Source organism: Nostoc sp., assembly GCF_036917935.1.
GTDB lineage: Bacteria > Cyanobacteriota > Cyanobacteriia > Cyanobacteriales > Nostocaceae > Nostoc.
The window spans coordinates 1-18,245 of record NZ_JBALEL010000041.1 but is presented as its reverse complement, the minus strand read 5'-3'; the positions used below and the strand labels follow the sequence as shown (position 1 = coordinate 18,245).

12 protein-coding genes are annotated in these 18,245 nt (G+C 46.0%); 7 read left to right on the top strand and 5 right to left on the bottom strand.

Going from position 1 to position 18,245, the window contains the following annotated elements:
* The first annotated feature begins 1 nt into the window (after window position 1).
* The 6 genes from V7K62_RS18935 to V7K62_RS18910 all read left to right on the top strand — a co-directional run bounded on the left by V7K62_RS18935 (window position 2) and on the right by V7K62_RS18910 (window position 5,809).
* Window positions 2-1,153 carry an AAA family ATPase gene (locus tag V7K62_RS18935; protein ID WP_323232542.1) on the top strand — a complete coding sequence of 384 codons (1,152 nt, stop codon included), beginning with the start codon at window positions 2-4 and terminating at the stop codon, window positions 1,151-1,153.
* Complete coding sequence (locus V7K62_RS18930) at window positions 1,143-2,525, top strand: TniQ family protein (RefSeq protein WP_334866646.1); 1,383 nt, start codon at window positions 1,143-1,145, stop codon at window positions 2,523-2,525. The genes V7K62_RS18935 and V7K62_RS18930 overlap by 11 nt, the downstream gene beginning before the upstream one ends.
* A gap of 901 nt (window positions 2,526-3,426) precedes the next feature.
* Window positions 3,427-3,639 (top strand): NAD(P)H-quinone oxidoreductase subunit L, encoded by a 213-nt coding sequence (gene ndhL / locus V7K62_RS18925; protein WP_334866665.1) that lies wholly within the window; start codon window positions 3,427-3,429, stop codon window positions 3,637-3,639.
* 24 nt (window positions 3,640-3,663) lie between these two features.
* Window positions 3,664-3,975, top strand: a complete 312-nt coding sequence (locus V7K62_RS18920; protein WP_334866644.1) for a DUF3007 family protein — start codon at window positions 3,664-3,666, stop codon at window positions 3,973-3,975.
* Window positions 3,976-4,076: 101 nt separating this feature from the next.
* Window positions 4,077-4,904: a tryptophan synthase subunit alpha gene (gene trpA / locus V7K62_RS18915; protein WP_334866642.1), complete on the top strand. Its 828-nt coding sequence runs from the start codon at window positions 4,077-4,079 to the stop codon at window positions 4,902-4,904.
* A gap of 236 nt (window positions 4,905-5,140) precedes the next feature.
* Window positions 5,141-5,809: a heterocyst differentiation related protein gene (locus V7K62_RS18910; protein WP_334866641.1), complete on the top strand. Its 669-nt coding sequence runs from the start codon at window positions 5,141-5,143 to the stop codon at window positions 5,807-5,809.
* 314 nt (window positions 5,810-6,123) lie between these two features.
* Here the strand turns inward: V7K62_RS18910 and V7K62_RS18905 are convergent, their stop codons facing one another.
* Window positions 6,124-8,022 carry a serine/threonine protein kinase gene (locus tag V7K62_RS18905; RefSeq protein ID WP_334866639.1) on the bottom strand — a complete coding sequence of 633 codons (1,899 nt, stop codon included), beginning with the start codon at window positions 8,020-8,022 and terminating at the stop codon, window positions 6,124-6,126.
* 163 nt (window positions 8,023-8,185) lie between these two features.
* Here V7K62_RS18905 and V7K62_RS18900 point away from each other — a divergent pair, with 163 nt between their 5' ends.
* A complete protein-coding gene (locus V7K62_RS18900; protein WP_334866637.1) occupies window positions 8,186-8,674 on the top strand; it encodes a hypothetical protein in 489 nt (162 codons plus the stop codon).
* Between the two features lie 269 nt (window positions 8,675-8,943).
* On the opposite strand, the gene V7K62_RS18895 is transcribed toward V7K62_RS18900, so the two are convergent.
* The 4 genes from V7K62_RS18895 to V7K62_RS18880 all read right to left on the bottom strand — a co-directional run bounded on the left by V7K62_RS18895 (window position 8,944) and on the right by V7K62_RS18880 (window position 17,677).
* Window positions 8,944-10,350, bottom strand: a complete 1,407-nt coding sequence (locus tag V7K62_RS18895; protein ID WP_334866635.1) for a family 2B encapsulin nanocompartment shell protein — start codon at window positions 10,348-10,350, stop codon at window positions 8,944-8,946.
* Between the two features lie 186 nt (window positions 10,351-10,536).
* Window positions 10,537-11,946, bottom strand: a complete 1,410-nt coding sequence (locus V7K62_RS18890; RefSeq protein WP_334866633.1) for a family 2B encapsulin nanocompartment shell protein — start codon at window positions 11,944-11,946, stop codon at window positions 10,537-10,539.
* A 66-nt stretch (window positions 11,947-12,012) separates the two neighbouring features.
* Window positions 12,013-14,310: a family 2 encapsulin nanocompartment cargo protein terpene cyclase gene (locus V7K62_RS18885; RefSeq protein WP_334866631.1), complete on the bottom strand. Its 2,298-nt coding sequence runs from the start codon at window positions 14,308-14,310 to the stop codon at window positions 12,013-12,015.
* A gap of 1,297 nt (window positions 14,311-15,607) precedes the next feature.
* A complete protein-coding gene (locus tag V7K62_RS18880; RefSeq protein WP_334866628.1) occupies window positions 15,608-17,677 on the bottom strand; it encodes a YfbK domain-containing protein in 2,070 nt (689 codons plus the stop codon).
* Window positions 17,678-18,245 lie beyond the last annotated feature (568 nt).

Sequence of the window (18,245 nt, the reverse complement as noted above, 5' to 3'; positions counted from 1 at the left end):
TATGACAATACTTACCGGATTTCCTCTCAAGCTCCTTGAACAATCTGCCACAGAAAGGCTTGCCTATTTCGAGAATTACACGGTAGCACATCCCCGACTCAAAGAGGTGTATGAAACTCTAGTGCGGACAATTGCTGAACCAGCAGGTGCGTCATTTATTTTTGTCTATGGCCCTAGCGGTATCGGTAAAACAACTTTAAGACTGCGGGTTGAGCAGAAATTAACAGAGTTAGCATTACCTAAGTTGGAAAGCGATCGCGGTTGCGTTCCCGTTGTTGGAGTTGAGGCTGTAGCTCCAGAATCGAGAAACTTTAACTGGAAAGATTACTATACACGCGCCTTAATAGCCTTAGAAGAACCACTCATCGATCACAAGTTTAATTACGGTGTACGGGGCATCTATCGTGATATTTTCGGAAAAATTAACGTTGAGTCTAAAGTGGTCGCACCTGCTCTACGCAGAGCTTTAGAAAATGCTCTCAGCTATCGCCATCCAGATGTATTTTTCATAGATGAAGCGCAACATTTTGGGAAAATGGCAAGCGGACACAAGCTACAAGATCAGCTAGACTGTCTTAAATCTGTGGCAAATATGACAGGCATCTTGCATTGCCTTTTAGGAACATACGAATTACTAACATTCCGTAATTTAAGCGGTCAACTCTCACGCCGTAGCGTCGATATTCATTTCCGCCGTTATTGTGCTGACACTCCAGAAGACGTACAGGCTTTTAAAAGTGTATTGTTGACTTTCCAACAGCAGATGCCACTTGCAGAGCCTCCAGATTTAGTTACTCATTGGGAATATTTTTATGAACGTACTTTAGGATGTGTTGGCATACTGAAAAATTGGTTAACACGCGCTCTTAAAGATGCTCTGGATCGAGAAGCAACAACTGTCACTTTAAAAGACTTACAAAAACGTGCTTGGTCGGTTGCTCAGTGTCAGAGAATGTTCAAGGAAATTCAAGAGGGCGAACGACAATTATCTGAAACAGAAACAGACGTGCAACACTTACGCTCTGCTCTAGGGCTTGGAGCAAAGACAATTGCACAGCCAGAAGAAGCTCCAAAAAAGACTCTTCCACAAGGAAAAGTTGGCAAACGTAATCCCAAAAGAGATCCTATTGGAGTGAATCAAGATGTTAGCTAATGGATTAATAACATACGAATGTTGGGATTTAAAAAAGGTTGCTATTCCATCTCGTAGTCGGTTGTATCAATTAGAGCCTGTTGGTATTGGGAGTTCATTGGTAGAAAGCTTAACTGGTTATATATCTCGGCTAGCAGAAGCTCATTGTGTAACCCCAAAAGTTTTAATATCCAGAGAACTTGTATCTTTTATACCTAAGACTTATAGAACTACAAATCTCTTTGAAATGCGAAGCTTGACTGGGGCACTCAATGGATTAGGTACGATGGCATTTGATTTAGTCACAGTGCTAGAGTCGATGACTCTACGTAGTGATTTGCGCTTCCTCACTCTACTAACATGGACTAATATCTTTCCCCAGAGGAAGTTACTTCGTTCTAGACGAGCTTGGTGTCCCTACTGTTACGAGGAGTGGTATTCCTCGAAAGATCAAGTAATTTACGAACCCTTAATTTGGTTTTTTGAGGCAGTTACAGTTTGTCATTGCCACAATCAGCATTTATGTCAGCAATGCCTTCACTGCAAACGAGATATTCCCCCACTAGCTTCCTATTCGAGGCCAGGTTATTGTCCATATTGCTTAGAATGGCTTGGTGTTACTGCTAATCACCAGTCTTCTGATAACACCCCACTGACCAAGGAAGAGATTATTTGGCAAACGTGGGTTATTAAGACTATTGGAGAGTTACTCGCTACTACCCCTCGCTTATCAAAACCTTTGCAAAGGGAAATAGTTGCCCAAGCGTTTTGTAGGTACGTAGAGCAATTTGCTGAAGGAAACACGGCTGCTTTTGCTCGTATGCTCGAAATTCCCAAAAACAAGGTTTGGATGTGGCAAATGGGAAAAGTTTTGCCAGAACTGAATGTAATTTTGAAAATCTGTTTTACTCTTCAGGTATCTGTGCTAGATTTTTTGACTCAAGAGACTCTTAAGGAAAACTCTAGTAAATTTCCTGCTACGCCTCAAAACCAAGTGAAAGATAGCAGTACAAAAAAGCTTGAAGTAAAGTTCGATAGCGATCGCACTCAAAAATTACTTGAAAATGTGCTTCAAGCGAATGAACAACCACTACCTATGACAGCAGTAGCGAAACGCCTTGGGTATCCTAAGCGAGTTCTTTACAGGCATTTCCCAGAGCTATGCCGAGCGATTTCAGCCGAGTACGTTAAGTATATGAAAGAATCTCGCATCAAACGAATCGAACACTGTTGCGAGGAGGTAAAACAAGCTGTTAGGCAAGTTCATACTGAAGGTATTTATCCTAGTGAGGCAGCTATTTCAAGGCTATTAGCTAAACCAGGATGTTTTCGTGACAAACAAGTTCGCGCTGCTTTAAGGGCAGCGCGAAAAGAAATTTGTTTGGAACTATAACCTTGCCATCCTTTATTGGAAGCATAAGCTTACCGTTGCGGCAAAGTTATGGGTAAAGTCACAATCGAAGCCTTTCGGTATTTTAAATTTTTAGTGGGGGTGGAGGGACTTGAACCCACACGACCTTTTACGGTCAACGGATTTTCATTCTCCTGCAATTTTCACTGCTACCTGATGACAATCGCCAGATCAGATTTTGAGAATTGGACTCTCCCTTTACCCTCGACTTAACGTTAGGGTAGCTCCCGTCGGGTCTCTGCACCTTCCCGCAATTTTGGATTTTAGATTTTGAATTTTGGATTAAAGACTAATCGCAAATCTAAAATTTTTGGGCTTGGCTCAGGATTGCCATGTCTGTCACCAGATTTAGGTTTCCCTGAGTTTGAGAGCTTCCACTTGAGGGATTTCTCCTTCAAGGCTCAATTATTTAAGTCCGTAGCGTCTACCATTCCGCCACACCCCCGCAGGTGTTTGGCAACTAGTATAACTAGTTATTTTGTAGAGGTAACAAATACCTCCTCATCTATTCCACCATCAATTGTGTCTTTTGTCCAACTAGATTGAAAATATTTTTTTAGATTGTGCGATCGCCTAAGAGAGATTGGAAGTCTTCTTTGTTTTTTCGTAATCAATCTAGAAGAGTTTTCGATCTTGTCTGACTAGAGCATTTGTTTGCTAGTGGATTCACCATATTAGCATGATATTAGCTTTTGTTATGGTGTCCGTTGAATTTCCCACAGTAAAAGTACTCCAGCCCGCCAAAGCTGCGCTTTAACCTCCCCTCCCCGTTTGCGGTTTCGAGGAATTTTGGCGCAGTTATCTTGAAAGCATTATGACTATACTGCTCTGAGTCTGTCTCTTCAGCCTATGATGGAAAACAGATGCCTAAGACTTGAAAGTTATGATTGTCGCCCTGCTGTATCTGATTTTGGCTGGAGCTTACCTTCTGGTAATCCCTATTGCTGTCTTGCTGTACCTGAAGCAGCGTTGGTATGTAGCTAGCTCCATCGAGCGGATGTTGATGTACTTTTTGGTGTTTTTCTTCTTTCCGGGTTTGTTGGTTCTATCGCCGTTTGTAAATTTTCGACCCCAACGGCGACAAATTCAAGTTTAACGAGATTGGTAGGTCATAACTCTCATGCGACGGATTGACGCGATTGGAATTGGCTTGGGTGTTTTTATTACCGGTGGCTTGGCATACTTAGGATTGCAGCTAGTCGGTTTGGATAATCAGAAAGCTGGTATATGGAGCCAAGTCTTACTAGTCAGTGGGTTAGTTGGCTGGTTAGCCACCTATTTTTTCCGTGCGGTGGGACAAAAAATGACCTACCACCAACAGCGGGAACAGTATGAGCAAGACTTTCTGCAAAAGCGGCTAGACGAGCTTACTCCCGAAGAACTAGCACGAATTCAAGCCGAAATAGAACAAGAAGAGCAATCTCAGGTGTAAAGTTATCATTGGTCAGTTGTCGTTTGTCCTTTGTTTAGTTACGAATGATAAATAATCAATGACAACTGACTATTGACCAATGATTTTTGACACTTGACAAAATGACTGCGATTTCTGATTGCTTTGAAACCCTTGGACGGAATCGTGAGTGCGCTCTGATTCCGTTTATCACCGCTGGCGATCCAGATTTAGAAACAACAGCAAAAGCCTTGCAGGTTCTAGATCGTAGTGGAGCCGACATTATTGAACTGGGTATACCCTACTCCGATCCTCTGGCTGATGGCCCAGTAATTCAAGCTGCTGCTAGCCGCGCCTTACAAAGGGGTACGAAGTTAGAGCAGGTGCTAGAAATGCTGCAAGGGATTACTCCCAAATTGCGATCGCCGATTGTCTTATTTACCTACTACAACCCAATTTTGCACCGGGGAATTGACAAATTTCTTCAGCAAATTGCTGCTTCTGGGGTCGCAGGATTGGTAATACCTGATTTACCCTTAGAGGAAGCAGCAGACTTGCTCCAAGCAGCTAGTGATATGGGAATTGACGTAATCTTGTTAATTGCTCCCACCAGTTCTGCTGAACGGATCGAAGCGATCGCTCGTTCTTCCCAAGGATTTATTTATTTAGTCAGCGTCACTGGAGTAACAGGGGTGCGATCGCAACTGGAAATCCGCGTGTCCGATTTACTCAAACAAATTCGTGGTGTTACTGATAAACCTATCGGTGTAGGCTTTGGGATCTCCGAAGCTGCACAAGCCCGACAGGTAATGGAATGGGGCGCAGATGCAGTGATCGTAGGGAGCGCCTTTGTGAAACGGTTAGCCCAAGGCACACCAGAGCAGGGACTAGATGCGATCGCCGAATTTTGCCAAAGTCTCAAGGCAGCCATCAAGACGACCAACACCAGCACAAATACTCCTCTTGATTAGACGGGGAAAGTAGATTAAAAAAGTATAACAGTGTAGTTTTTCTATCCTTGCTTGGTAGACAATTTGACCATTATGGTCTTGAATATTAACATCAGATATAATCATGTAAAAAAACTAGCTGATACAGTCGCTTATAGTTCGAGTATTATGTGAAATCAAGTAGGCATAATTTATGAGTGTGAGAGTGAGTCAGTCACAAATGTTTATAGTTACGTCGCAATTGAGGAGCAAAGGCGATGAGTGAGAGTATGGCGTTTATTGGCGGTGTTGCCGTAGCTGGGCTGGCGGCTCTCGTATTGCTCAAAGGAACAAATACCCCCCTACAACCTAACTTTGCTGTTGCTTCCCAAATGCCAGGGACTGTAGTAGCGCCCCAAGGAATGCAGCCACAAATGTATCCTTACGGTCCTTATGGGCAACCAATGTATCCTAATCCTAATCAGCAGTCAGTTACTCCCAATACTGACCAGCGCCTAGAGGTGGAGAAGCTAAACACGCAGATGCAGTTGGAGCGTTTAAAAAACGACAATGAACAGCTAAAGTATCAAAATCAACAACTCCAAGGCCAAGTTCAAAATTTCAATACTCAACAGCAGTGGCAATTAGCCCAGCAAAATAACCAACCAAAAGCAGCAGCATTCCAGCCGCAAAATACTTGGTGGTCTTCACCCGTGCTTTGGGCTGTAGGAGGCGCAACTCTCACTATTGGTGGTGGTGTTGTCGTCGCTGGTGTATTGGCTTTATTCTCACCACGGCAGCGTCCAGCCCGTACTGTACAAGTGATTCACCCCTACCAAGGAAATACGCCGCCCTTGGTTCCAGTCCGTCGTGCTGAGTTTCTGCCTGCTTCGCGGATGGAAGCAAGACGAGTTGAAGCCCCAGAATACGACGAAATGCACGGATAGGGAAAATAAAACCACAGATAAACACCGATTTAAAATCTCGTTTCCAGGTATAATATCATGTCCGCTTGATTACTTATTAAAGCCGAAGAACCCCACCCCGCCAAAGCTACGCTTCGTCTCCCCTCCCCGCTTGCGGGGAGGGGTTGGGGGTGGGGTGCAATGACTGTGGGAATCATAACTAATTATTCGGACATGATATAACCTGGAAATGTTCTTTATTGGGCTACTGCTGCGAATTCGGGAGGCGACAGCCCTGATTTAGCCATTCCCAGGCGGAGGCTGGGAACAAAATAAAGTGTGTTTACTGATAACTTTTAAAAGCCGCTTTTAGGAGTTTCTGTGGTATTAGGACTCTGTGTAGTAGCAGGTTGCTTAGTATCGGGAAGTTTCTGCTGGGTATTTTTCTGATTACCTTGATTTTCTAGCTTAGTTAGTGCCTGTTTTGCCAGATTTTCGGCTGCTTGTTTAAATAATGGTTCTATTCTATTTCGCCAATATTGAGTATTAGGCAACTTTTCTGGATGGTTTCTATAATCTAAAACTTTATCCCATTTACCATCATCTATTGCTTTGTTGATCTCATTAGATAAGGCCTCCGCCTTAGCCCAATCTTGCTGCCACTGGGCAATCATTTTGCCTGTCTCTTGGATACCAGAAGCAGCATTTGCCGGAATTGATCTTAAAAGTGCGATCGCTCCAATTATATCTCCTGAATCATACTTCTTTTTTGCCTGTTCGATAATATTGGCACTGTTATCACTAGGCTGCGATCGTTCTGATTTCCCAGCATCGTCAGTTGACCCCTTCGGCTTTTCTGGTAATGGAGTTACTACATCCCTAGATTTTGGTTTTGGCTGGGGAATTGTTCGAGTCGCAATCAAGCTACTATCATCTACAATCCTAGTTGCAATGCCCTTTTCACGTAGGCAAGAACCCCATTCCTGATTATTAGTTATCACGTCCGGGTGTGCCCAAGCCAAACGACCAGATTTAAGCTTAACTTCTATCCAACCTCGTTTTGTCCGCTTGCCAGTCACCTCGAAATTGGTGTTATTAGCAACAGTTTGCACAATATTATCAGAATTTATCGAACTAGGTTCAGAACGAATATTAGAATTTCCGACGACAACAGCCGAGCATTTATTTGCTAAGGCGGTATCCTTACCTGTAATATTTAAAGCTAAATTTTTCACATTTGGATATACATTTGCTACCAAGGCAGCCGCACCACCCGCCAATAATATGCCAATTAATATCGGCCATGGGTCGGATTTACTAGAGTCTTGACGCGCAGGTTTGACAGGATTCGCTGGTGCAACTGCAACCGTTTGCAGCCGAGACACTTGAGGCTGGGATTTGGCGGCTTCTTGAGGTGTGGAAAGTGCAGGTACAGGATTAATCGCGTCTTTCCATGCTTGCAGTGCTTCCGTGGCGTTTTGGTAGCGGTCTTTGAAGTGATAACGCACCATCTTGGACAACACTGCCGCTAATCGATGGTTTACGGTTACTGAATGCCGCCAGATAATTTCCCCTGTTTCCGGGTCTTCTTGCAATTCTGTTGGCTGTAATCCTGTTAATGCTTGAATAGCAATGATGCCAAGCGAATAGATATCGCTGTTGGGACGGGGTTTACCTTGCCCTTGTTCTGTGGGCATATAGCCAGGAGTACCGATAACTACTGTGGCAGAGGGTTGTCCGCCCACTGTTACCAGTTGTGTACGTAACTGCTTTACTGCCCCAAAGTCTACTAAAACTAACTTATTATCTGAGGCGCGACGGATGATATTATCCGGTTTGATATCGCGGTGAATCACGCCTTGGCGATGGACAAATTCGAGAATTTCTAGAACTTCCTGCAACAGTTGAATTACTTGGCTTTCACTCCAACGCTTACCAGGTATAAGTTCCTCCGCTAGGGTATGTCCTTCAATATATTCTTGTACTAAATAGAACTCTTGGTTTTCGTCAAAGTACGCTAGCAGCCTGGGTATTTGGTCATGGTTGCCCAGTTTTTCTAAGGTTTCGGCTTCGCTGTGGAACAGGCGTTTAGCAGTATCAAAAACTCTGGGGTCAGTTCCGGGTTTGAGGTGCTTGACAACGCAGATGGGGTTGCCGGGCCGCCTAGTATCTTGGGCAATGTAGGTTTGACCAAATCCCCCCATTGCGAGGACTCGAATTACTTGGTAACGATGGTCTAGTAGCTTGCCTATCATATTCCCTCCCCAGAGTTATTACCTAATTTTCCAGCTAGTAATAAATATCTCCAAATTTTCTTCAATGAAATCCGCTATCTTGAGAAAAGATTTAGATTAAAAACGCAGCTTTTTAATAAACGCAGACTGTTTATTTTTCTTTTAGTGCCCCTGTTTATTACCAATGCCACCGAAAATAACAAATCCAGTTGCATGGCAGCAGGCTGAAATCCTCATGCAGCCTGCTTTCATTCGCGTTATCGACAATATCCGCAAATCCCTTGATGAATCTTCCTGGACGGGAACTTACCACGATGTCCTGATTTGGCCGCCTAGCACCACTAATGAAATCAAAGCATTGGTGACTGAACTGTTGCAAGCAATGGAAACTGCAACGCCCCAAGAAGCAGATGAAATCAGAGAAACTCTGGCTCGTCTGCCGATGCCCCATCCAGGATATCATCTACGTTTGCAGCGTCAACAGCAACAAGCGAGTATCGATTTGTGGGAACTATGTTATCAGGTGTGTTTTCTTGAATACACCCCACACAAGGAAGCTGCTGATATTGATACTAGTTTAATTGATGAATTGGGTGAAGTGGATTGGTTGGGTTTGGATGCTAAGGCAAAGGAGTTAGTTGAGCAAGCTTTTGCTAAATTGCCAGAAGGGTAACAAATAAAATGCCCTCAGAATAGAATTCTGGGGGTATACAAACGAAACCCGGCTGCGTGGGTTAATCAGGTAAAGCGATCGCTTTTTCTTCAAGCAGCAAAATCTTCACTCATGCGGCTGTAGCCAATTGAGTTGCTAGGTTCTGACATATCAAAATTTGAATTTAATATTTTACATGATAAATCCACTTATCCTTTTAGAGGTATTTGCTTGAATATACCCAATCAAATTTAGATGCGATCGCCCTGATAATACTCCACCCAAAAAAGTTACAAACCGATTTCCACGTCTTCAAGAATGCCGAGTGCGTCGGGGACGAGGACAGCTGCGGAGTAGTAAGCTGTCACTAGGTAGGAAATGATCGCCTTTTCGCTTATACCAGTGAAGCGGACTGAGAGGCTCGGTTGGTATTCGTCGGGGATACCGGTTTGGTGTAAGCCAATTACGCCTTGGTCTTCCTCACCAGTCCGAAGCACAAGGATGGAGCTGGTCTGGGTATTGCTGATGGGGATCTTGTCGCAAGGAAGAAGGGGTACGCTCCTCCAGGCAAGTACTGTGCTGCCATCCAGATCGATGTTTTCTGGATAGATGCCGAGGCGGTTGCACTCTCGACTGAAAGCGGCGATCGCACGGGGGTGAGCCAGGAAGAACTTCGACTTTCTCCTTCGGGTGAGCAGTTCGTCGAGGTCGTCGGGGGTGGGTGGGCCGCTGCGGGGGTATATGCGCTGTTTGAGGTCGGCGTTGTGCAGCAACCCGAATTCGCGGTTGTTGATCAATTCGTGTTCTTGACGTTCCCGTAATGCTTCGATGGTCAGCCGTAGTTGTTGTTCGGTCTGGTTCATCGGTTCATTGTACAGATCGGCTACCCGCGTCTGTATCCGCAACACAGTTTGGGCGACGCTCAACTGATATTCGCGGGGTGAGAGTTCGTAGTCAACGAAAGTCCCCGGCAATTCAGTTTCTCCGAGATGCCCTGCTGACAACTCAATAGAGGCTTCACCGTACTTGTTCTGTGGTCGTTCTGCACGAGTCCTAAACTGATCGACGTGAGCCTGTAGAGCCTCGGACTGGTTGAGCAGATCCCGAAATGCCTGTTGTGGTAGCGCCAATACCGTGGTTCGGGTGAGAGCCTGGATGGTGAACTGCCAATTACTTTGGGACTCTACTAATATGCGATCGCCAAAATAATCACCGTCAGCTAACACACCCAATAAGGGTTGCTGATCATACTTGCCAACACCAATCTTGTTCACCTTGCCATGAGCAATCAGGAAAAGCTGATTGGCTGGCTGACCTGACTGCACTATGATCTCACCAGGTGCGAACTCTTGTTGAACAAACCGACCCGCTAACGCGCCCAACAGATCGGTGTCGTCAAACCCTTGCAGCAATGGCAACTCACCAAGTTCTTGGGGAATCACCTGCACCTCGGCTCCGGTGTTGGAAAAACTCAACCGCCCATCACCCACGCTATAGGTCAACCGCCGATTCACTCGATAAGTACCACCCTTCGTCTGCACCCACGGCAACATCTTCAACAACCACCGAGAGGTAATGCCCTGCATCTGCGGTTTAGATTTAGTGGTTGTGGACAGATTACGGGCAGCATCTGTACTCAAACTCAGTTGAGGTTGTCCACGCTCAACATTTAAATTCGATTCAATAAAATCCGTCATCACCTCATCCTCTAGTTACTAACAAAAGTGCCTGACCTAATAGGTGAGAGGTTAAGGTTATAAAGTAATACAGTTCGGTTAAGCGAAACTCCAGTATAAAGCTCATATTAATACTGAGCTTTATACTTAAATCAAGTTTAATTACTTATTGACAAAAGTCATTCTACCTTCACCTCTCACAAATACTTAACGCCCGATTTCGACATCTTCGAGGATGCCGAGTGCGTCAGGAACTAGTACAGCTGCCGAGTAGTAGGCTGTGACGAGGTAAGAAATGATCGCCTTTTCGCTGATGCCCATGAAGCGGACAGACAAGCTGGGTTGATATTCGTCGGGGATACCAGTTTGATGTAGGCCAATCACCCCTTGTTTTTCCACACCAGTGCGGAGCAAGAGGATAGAACTGGTGCGGGTATTGGTGATGGGGATCTTGTTGGAGGGAAAGATCGGTACGCCCCGCCAAGCAGGGATTCGGTTGCCGCCCAGGTCGATACTTTGTGGATAGACGCCCAGGCGGTTAGCCTCCCGACCAAAGGCCGCAATCGTTCGGGGGTGAGCCAGGAAGAACGCCGGCTCCTTCCATACCGTGGCCAGCAGTTCGTCGAGGTCGTCGGGGGTGGGGGGGCCGCTGCGGGTGTGGATGCGCTGTTTGAGGTCGGCATTATGCAGCAACCCGAAATCGCGGTTGTTGAGCAGTTCGTATTCTTGACGTTCCCGCAATGCTTCGATGGTCAGCCGCAATTGTTGTTCCGTCTGGTTCATCGGTTCGTTGTACAGATCCGCTACCCGAGTCTGTATCCGCAACACGGTTTGGGCGACGCTCAATTCATATTCCCGAGGTTTAAGTTCGTAATCCACGAAGGTTCCCGGTAACTCAGTTTCTCCGAGATGCCCCGAAGCCAACTCAATGGAGGCTTCACCTTGCCAATTCTGTGGCTGTCTCAGACGGACTCGGAACTCCTCAACATGATTTCGCAATGCCTCGGACTGGTCGATTAGCTGCTCAAACGCCTGTTGGGGCAGCACCAACACTGTGGTTCTGGTGACAGCCTTGAGCGTAAACTCCCAGGTGTCCTGCGACTCCACCACAGCCTGATCGCCAAAATGATCCCCGTCAGCCAGCACATCCAATACGATCTGCTCGTCATACTTCCCAAGACCAATCTTGTTCACTTTGCCATGCGCGATCAGGAATACGCGATCGGCTGGCTGACCAATCTCAACGATCGTGTCATCTGGGGCGAACTCCTGCTGAACAAACTGGTTTGCCAAGGCGGTCAACACCCCGATGTCGTCAAACCCTCGCAGCAAGGGCAACTCAGTCAGTTCTTGGGGAATCACTTGCACCGCAGCTCCGGTGTTGGTAAAAGTGACCCGCCCATCACCCACAGTATAGGTCAATCGTCGGTTGACTCGAAACACGCCGCCCTTTGTCTGCACCCACGGCAACAGTTTCAACAACCACCGCGATGTAATTTCCTGCGTTTGCGGTGCAGATTTGGTTGTCGTCGCCAAATTACGCGCCGCGGCTGTACTCAAACTCAGTTGGGGCTGCTGACCCTCAACATTCAAATTGGGATCGTTAGAATAAGTCACAAATTAATCCTCCAAGCTCTAGTTAGTAAAAAACAAACTGGTTTTACTTGACCACAAAAGCGAAAGCTATTTTCCGACAAAATGATCTGAATTGAGCGACGGAATATTGACAAGATGACTCCCCGCACTTATCAATGAGCCGATACGTGCAGCCGAAGTACCCAGCCCTGTAGGACCGTTGAGTACCCGCCGCCCTGCTGCCGAATTATTACGCAATTCAAATTCCTTATAGCGGTCTACCGTTATATGCCACTTGAGTACACCGCACATCCACTGCTGTAGTTTCTCGACGTATCCGAGTAGTTTCTCGCGGGTACTTTCGTCTAGATCGAAATCGTCGAAAAGGGCTGGCAGTTCGGTGGCGACGATGTGTTCAAACTGGAGCGCCCGAGCGGTCATCAGGTTGTTGACGACCTCAACGGCTCTCGAAAGATCGCAGTTGAGGAAATTCTGAACGACCAGTACGCAGTTATGGATTTCGCCCTCGAATTCGATTTCTTTCTGGTAGGAGAAGATATCGTTGGTTAAACAGGCGAAGTCGGCGGCGGAATTATCCAGCGATCGCATCGGTCGGGTGCGGTAAATTTCTTGGGGGATCTCGTCACCCTGAGCTAGTCGGGATAGGCTCATCGTCAGATCCGAGCCAAAGGTCTTACGGCGCATCTCAACATAATCTATCGGGTCGGGAATCCGATTTTGGATCTGGTTCGCGAGTTCCCACAACCAGCTTTCGGTCATGTCCTGGATCGCACGGCGGAACTGATACCGGGCGTTTGCGGACATGGGGCCAGCTGTGCGAGACCAAATATCTGCCAAGCCGCGTTCCACCGGATTGGTCGGAACCTCGGTTGGAGTGGAGTCGTCGAGAGGCATGAATGCCGACAGTCGGGCATTGAACACTTTCGCACCAGCCATATTGCGGTTATTACCGTAGAGTGCTGGGAAGTAATCATCGGCATAGGTTCCCCAGACAAGCCAGCACGCGCTCAGATTCAGTTCATGACCAGACCCATTCGGATGGATCAATGCACCGCATAGGGCTACGTCGGCAACATCAAACTTGTGGTCATCCCAGATTACCGCGCCAGGAATGCCAGGTATTGAGTCCAGCATTCCCACCTCGCGGGCCCATTCCTTAGAATGCTTCCGCGCAGCATCCAGATGAGGATTCAAGCTTGTAGTAAATGGCATGTAAAACTTCGGCAGTGTTACTGGCCCGACAGCCTGGTATGGAACGTGAGTAAAGCTCTTGAACCTTCCCAAACCCAAGGCGGCGGATAACGATTCAATACGCACAGCCGATGTGCCTAGCCCTGTGGGGCCCCCCAGAAGTAGCGTGGATGTCTGAGAATTCTCTCCTCCCTTGTTCATGTAACGGCTCGATCGCGTATGCCACTCGTGACCACCCGACTGCCAGTCCTGAAGTCCTTTGATGTAAAGGAGAACGTTCACACGAGCCACTGGATCTAGTGCGTACTCCTCAAACAGGGGGGGCAACTCGGTGACGGCAGTGTTATCAAACTGCTGTAACCGCGAGGTCAGCAGTTCGTTGGTGAGGTTAGCTGCCTCTTGGGTACTCACATTTAAGAAGCGCTCCAAGACCAACACGCAGTTAGCGTTTTCACCTTCATCCTCCACTTCTCTCTGGTAGGAGAATAAGTCGTTGCGAAGATGCACTCCATCGGCAAATGTGTCTTTGAGTATACGCATTGGCCGAGTCGAGGCGATTTCGGCCGGAATCTCTATAAACACGGCGTGTTCGATGAGATCCGCTGACCACGGAGCGCCGCCAACTTTGCGGCGCATCTCGATGTATTCGATGGGGTTGGCGACGCGATCGTGGTTAATATTGGCAAGTTCCCACAGAGACTCTTCTAGGAGGTTCTTAGTACTCTCGAAGAATCGAAGTCGCCAGTCTACAGATTTAGTAAAGGCGGTGCGAGACCACAGGTCAGCCAAGCCGCGCTCTACTGGGTTACTGGGAACGGCAGGGGTGTCGGTGGGGTACACCGACATAAACGCTGGCAGTCGGTCAAGGTATTCCTTTGCCCCAGCCATGTCTTGGGTACGCTTATAGATTTCAAGGAAGTGATCGTCGAAGAAGAACACCCACACATACCAGTCGGTTACTAGATCAAGTTCCGCCCCTGGCGCATCTGGATGGGTATAGGAGCAAAGTAAGGCATAGTCGTGGGAGTCAAACGTGTGTTCATCCCAGATAACCGAGCTTTGCGCTTCCTCTTCTGAGCCAAGTATCCCCATCTCGTAGGCCCACGCTTTGGAATGCACTCGTGCCGCTTCCAGGTTTGGGTTCAGCCGTGCGGGCCAAGGCATGTAAAATTCTGGCAGTTCAAAGGGTTGCATGATCTGCGCTAAACCTCCTCTGGGGTCTTCTTGCTGTCTTTATTTCGTGGCTGATCTGAGCAGCGTTGCAGTTCACAAGTATCTTCACCACCCAGCTAGATCCCCACATCTGGTTTGCTCGTGGTGGCTCGTTTCAAGGCGATAATACAAGATGCTCCTAATCTAAATAATGAGCTATGTACGTTTTATTTGAAGTTTCCTATACCTAAAGATAAGGCATAGGAAAAAGCTGTTTAATTCATTACTTATTTCCGATACTGGCAGATAAATTGTTAGCAATTGATCGTGGTGTTCTCATAATTTTTCATAGTTGTACAAAAAAAGCAATCCGTACAGTTAATACAGTTAAGTAGATAGTTCAATCAAAAATTGCATAATTAGAAGACAGTTAAGACAGTTAAGCAGATAGTTCAATCAAAAATTGCATAATTAGAAGACAGTTAAGACAGTTAAGATAGTTAAGCAGATAGTTAAAAGATTTAATACAGTTATTAAACAATAATTACTAATTGTTAATTTTTTGTAACTAATCACCATTAAGGCACAATACGGTTCAGTTAGCCATAAAAACCTTAACCTGCGTAGGTTGGGTTGAACGAAGTGAAACCCAACATCAATCGTTAATTGTTGGGTTGAGGAACGAAACCCAACAATTAACGATTATCCTTAACTGAACCGTATTGCATTAAGGCATCACCTTCCCAAAACCGGAAAATTGTACGCGCTGGGTTGAAACTATTTCAGGATAAGCATTTATGACTTATACAAATTCAAAAAATGTTTGCGACAGATACTCCATCCGCACTGACGCGCACTCTCCCCGATGCCTTGGCTACGGTGTGTACACAAGTCGAATTACGCTTTTTAATGCCCCTGATATATTGGAGGTAAACATGAAATTTAGTTCTCTTCCCATCACAAAGGTAGGGATAAAACTGACGCTAAAACCTCAGTTAATAAGTTATTTCAGACTTGTGTGTACACCACAGTGACGAGGAGTATTATCTATGTGTTGCATTATAACAACACCTTCGCCAAAAATAGAGGTAGTCTAGCTATTGCCTAAATAGCCAATAGACTTGCCCATGCTTGACTATTAGGCAAAAGCTCAAACCCCAGTCCAGACACAGAGGACACTAAGCTAATGAGCATTTTAAGTTGCATAACACCAGGGCTGAAGCCCTTACTACAAGCGAATCAGTCTGGAAAAATGAATGACGATTAGCTTAGACCATTCCCTACTCCCCATCTCAGTTGTGGTCTAAATACCTGAAAAATGCTGTAAAAGTAATCTAAATCATTTTCTCGTAATCAACCCCCTAGATTGCTCCACCAGGCGAATAAACTCACCCCGATAGCCTTCTTGATCTTCTCCCTTCCCTTGAGTTGCCAATTTCATCACCAAATCATAATTAGCATTCCCCTTATACTCAGAGTCACGCAGCATCATCCCAAAGGTAGCTACCGCAGCAGCAAATCTTAGGTTTGTGGAGGGTATCTGGTCAGTTCTCAAATCATCATCTTGGATGGTTTGAGTAATTAGTTGACTGGTGCTGTCTTGGGGCAACTTATAGCGCAGTTTCACCTGCATCAACTCATTACCAGCAGCATCCAGGGCAGTTTCACCAGAACGCTGATACCGCAAAGGGTCTATCTCTGGCAGTTTCACATCGCTTTTCGTGCCAGTGGGAATTATTTCATAAAGCGCTGTCACAGAATGACCAGCCCCAATATCCCCTGCATCTTTCTTGTCGTCATTGAAATCCTGATTTTGCAGCAGACGGTTTTCGTAACCAATCAAGCGATATGCCTGAACTTTCGCCGGATTAAATTCCACCTGAATTTTCACATCCTTGGCAATGGTAAACAGAGTTCCCCTAAGATCGTTAACTAAAACCTTTTTGGCTTCCAATAGAGTATCGATGTAAGCGTAGTTACCGTTACCCTTATCAGCCAGTTGCTCCATTTTTCCATCCTTATAGTTGCCGGTGCCAAATCCCAACACCGTCAGGAAAATTCCCTGATCTCGCTTCTGTTCAATTAATCGCGTCAGGTCGCCATCACTGGAAACCCCGACATTAAAGTCCCCATCGGTAGCTAAAATTACTCTGTTATTACCAGACTTGAGGAAGCTTTGTCTGGCTATCTTGTAAGCTAGTTCAATGCCCTGTCCGCCAGCAGTGGAGCCTCCAGCCTCTAAGCGGTCAATCGCCGCCAGAATTTTTGATTTCTGACTACCAGGAGTAGCAGCTAACACCAATCCAGCATTCCCAGCATAGACTACCAAACTTACCCGGTCTTCAGGACGCAGTTTATTCACCAGCAATTTCAGGGACTGTTGCACCAAGGGTAATTTGTTGGGGTCATCCATAGAACCGGAGACATCAATCAGAAATACTAAGTTGCTGGGTGGTAAGGTTTCGCTCTCTAGGCGTTTACCTTGCAAGCCCACCTGTACTAGCTTGTGTTGAGGATTCCAGGGGGCAGCAGCAACTTCAGTGGTGACGGAAAAAGGGCGATCGCCTTTTGGTTGGGGATAATTGTAGGTAAAATAATTGATCAATTCTTCAATTCGCACTGCATCCTTGGGTGGTAATTCCCCTTGAGTAATAAACCGTCGCACGTTGCTGTAAGATGCTGTATCTACATCAATGGAAAAGGTGGAAAGGGGGTCATTACCGACGCGATGAAAGGGATTATCCTCAATCCGGTTGTAGTTTTCTGTATTGAATCTGCTATCTGTTTGTGGTTCCGGGGCAACCCTTCCAATACTGCCACGAGTTTGGAGTTTAGGCATATTCGCACGGTTAGCAACTTGATCCTGAACAGATGAGCCAGATGGAATACTAAGGGGTGGAGACGTGGGTAAGGGTTGAGTCTTGCGGGTAGACTCGGCTTGAATACGTTCTCTGGTCGTCTGAGTCGGAGTGATGGGACTACGAGCTTCCAATTCATCTATCGGACTTTTTAGGGTTGCTAACTCCGGTGCAAATTCTGACTGCAAGCGTTGCAGAATTTTCATATCTGCTGGGGTAACTATCTTGGGGTCAGTCGCTATTAGCTCATTGCTGCGATTCACACAGGCATTCAAGACTGTGGCAAACTCAGTCCGGGTTACAGGAAGAGTGCCAAAGTTTTGGACGGGGACGACACAACTATACTGTTTTACCAATGCCTGGAGTGCTTGGTAGTCAGGGTGATTGGGTAGAATGGAAGTTTTTGAGGTAGAACTGGCAGGAGTCTGATTGGCTGGAACTGCAACCGTTACAGACTGGCGTAAAACGGCAATTCCTACTGAAGGTATTAATAACAACAATATTGCAATACTAACTCGCTGCCACATTTTGGATGGAATCGGGTAAGACATGGCTAAATCCTCACACTAAATTTGTTCTGTCACATTTGACTATTTACCTAGAATAGTCCTCAGCAGCTTGGGATTTGATAACCGTTTCATTTTTGATAACTGTAACTTATACAACATTAAACATTTCCGTCTAGGATTAGGGGAAACAGTATTTGTTGGTATCCGGTAATAATCCGGGTTAAGTAATTACTCAGTAGACGTAGGTTGGGTGGAGCGGAGCGCAACCCAACTGATTATCAGGATGTTGGGTTACGCAAAGCCTCCACCCAACAAAGCAATTTTTTTGCTATTTACCTAGAATAGTCCTAAGCAGCTTGGGATTTGATAACCGTTTCATTTTTGGTAACTGTAACTTATACAACATTAAACATTTCCGTCTAGGATTAGGGGATATAACAGTATTTCTTGGTATCCGGTCAATAATGCGGGTTAAGTAATTACTCAGTAGACGTAGGTTGGGTGGAGCGGAGCGTAACCCAACTGATTATCAGGATGTTGGGTTACGCAAAGCCTCCACCCAACAAAGCAATTTTTTTGCTATTTACCTAGAATAGTCCTGAGCAGCTTG

Excerpts from the sequence above, each read along its gene's own strand:
- V7K62_RS18900 (WP_334866637.1), top strand. The coding sequence starts at position 8,186 with ATGCCACCGAAAATAACAAATCCAGTTGCATGGCAGCAGGCTGAAATC.
- V7K62_RS18885 (WP_334866631.1), bottom strand. The coding sequence starts at position 14,310 with ATGCAACCCTTTGAACTGCCAGAATTTTACATGCCTTGGCCCGCACGG.
- V7K62_RS18935 (WP_323232542.1), top strand. The coding sequence starts at position 2 with ATGACAATACTTACCGGATTTCCTCTCAAGCTCCTTGAACAATCTGCC.
- V7K62_RS18880 (WP_334866628.1), bottom strand. The coding sequence starts at position 17,677 with ATGTCTTACCCGATTCCATCCAAAATGTGGCAGCGAGTTAGTATTGCA.
- V7K62_RS18905 (WP_334866639.1), bottom strand. The coding sequence starts at position 8,022 with ATGATAGGCAAGCTACTAGACCATCGTTACCAAGTAATTCGAGTCCTC.
- V7K62_RS18930 (WP_334866646.1), top strand. The coding sequence starts at position 1,143 with ATGTTAGCTAATGGATTAATAACATACGAATGTTGGGATTTAAAAAAG.
- V7K62_RS18910 (WP_334866641.1), top strand. The coding sequence starts at position 5,141 with ATGAGTGAGAGTATGGCGTTTATTGGCGGTGTTGCCGTAGCTGGGCTG.
- V7K62_RS18895 (WP_334866635.1), bottom strand. The coding sequence starts at position 10,350 with ATGACGGATTTTATTGAATCGAATTTAAATGTTGAGCGTGGACAACCT.
- ndhL (WP_334866665.1), top strand. The coding sequence starts at position 3,427 with ATGATTGTCGCCCTGCTGTATCTGATTTTGGCTGGAGCTTACCTTCTG.
- trpA (WP_334866642.1), top strand. The coding sequence starts at position 4,077 with ATGACTGCGATTTCTGATTGCTTTGAAACCCTTGGACGGAATCGTGAG.
- V7K62_RS18920 (WP_334866644.1), top strand. The coding sequence starts at position 3,664 with ATGCGACGGATTGACGCGATTGGAATTGGCTTGGGTGTTTTTATTACC.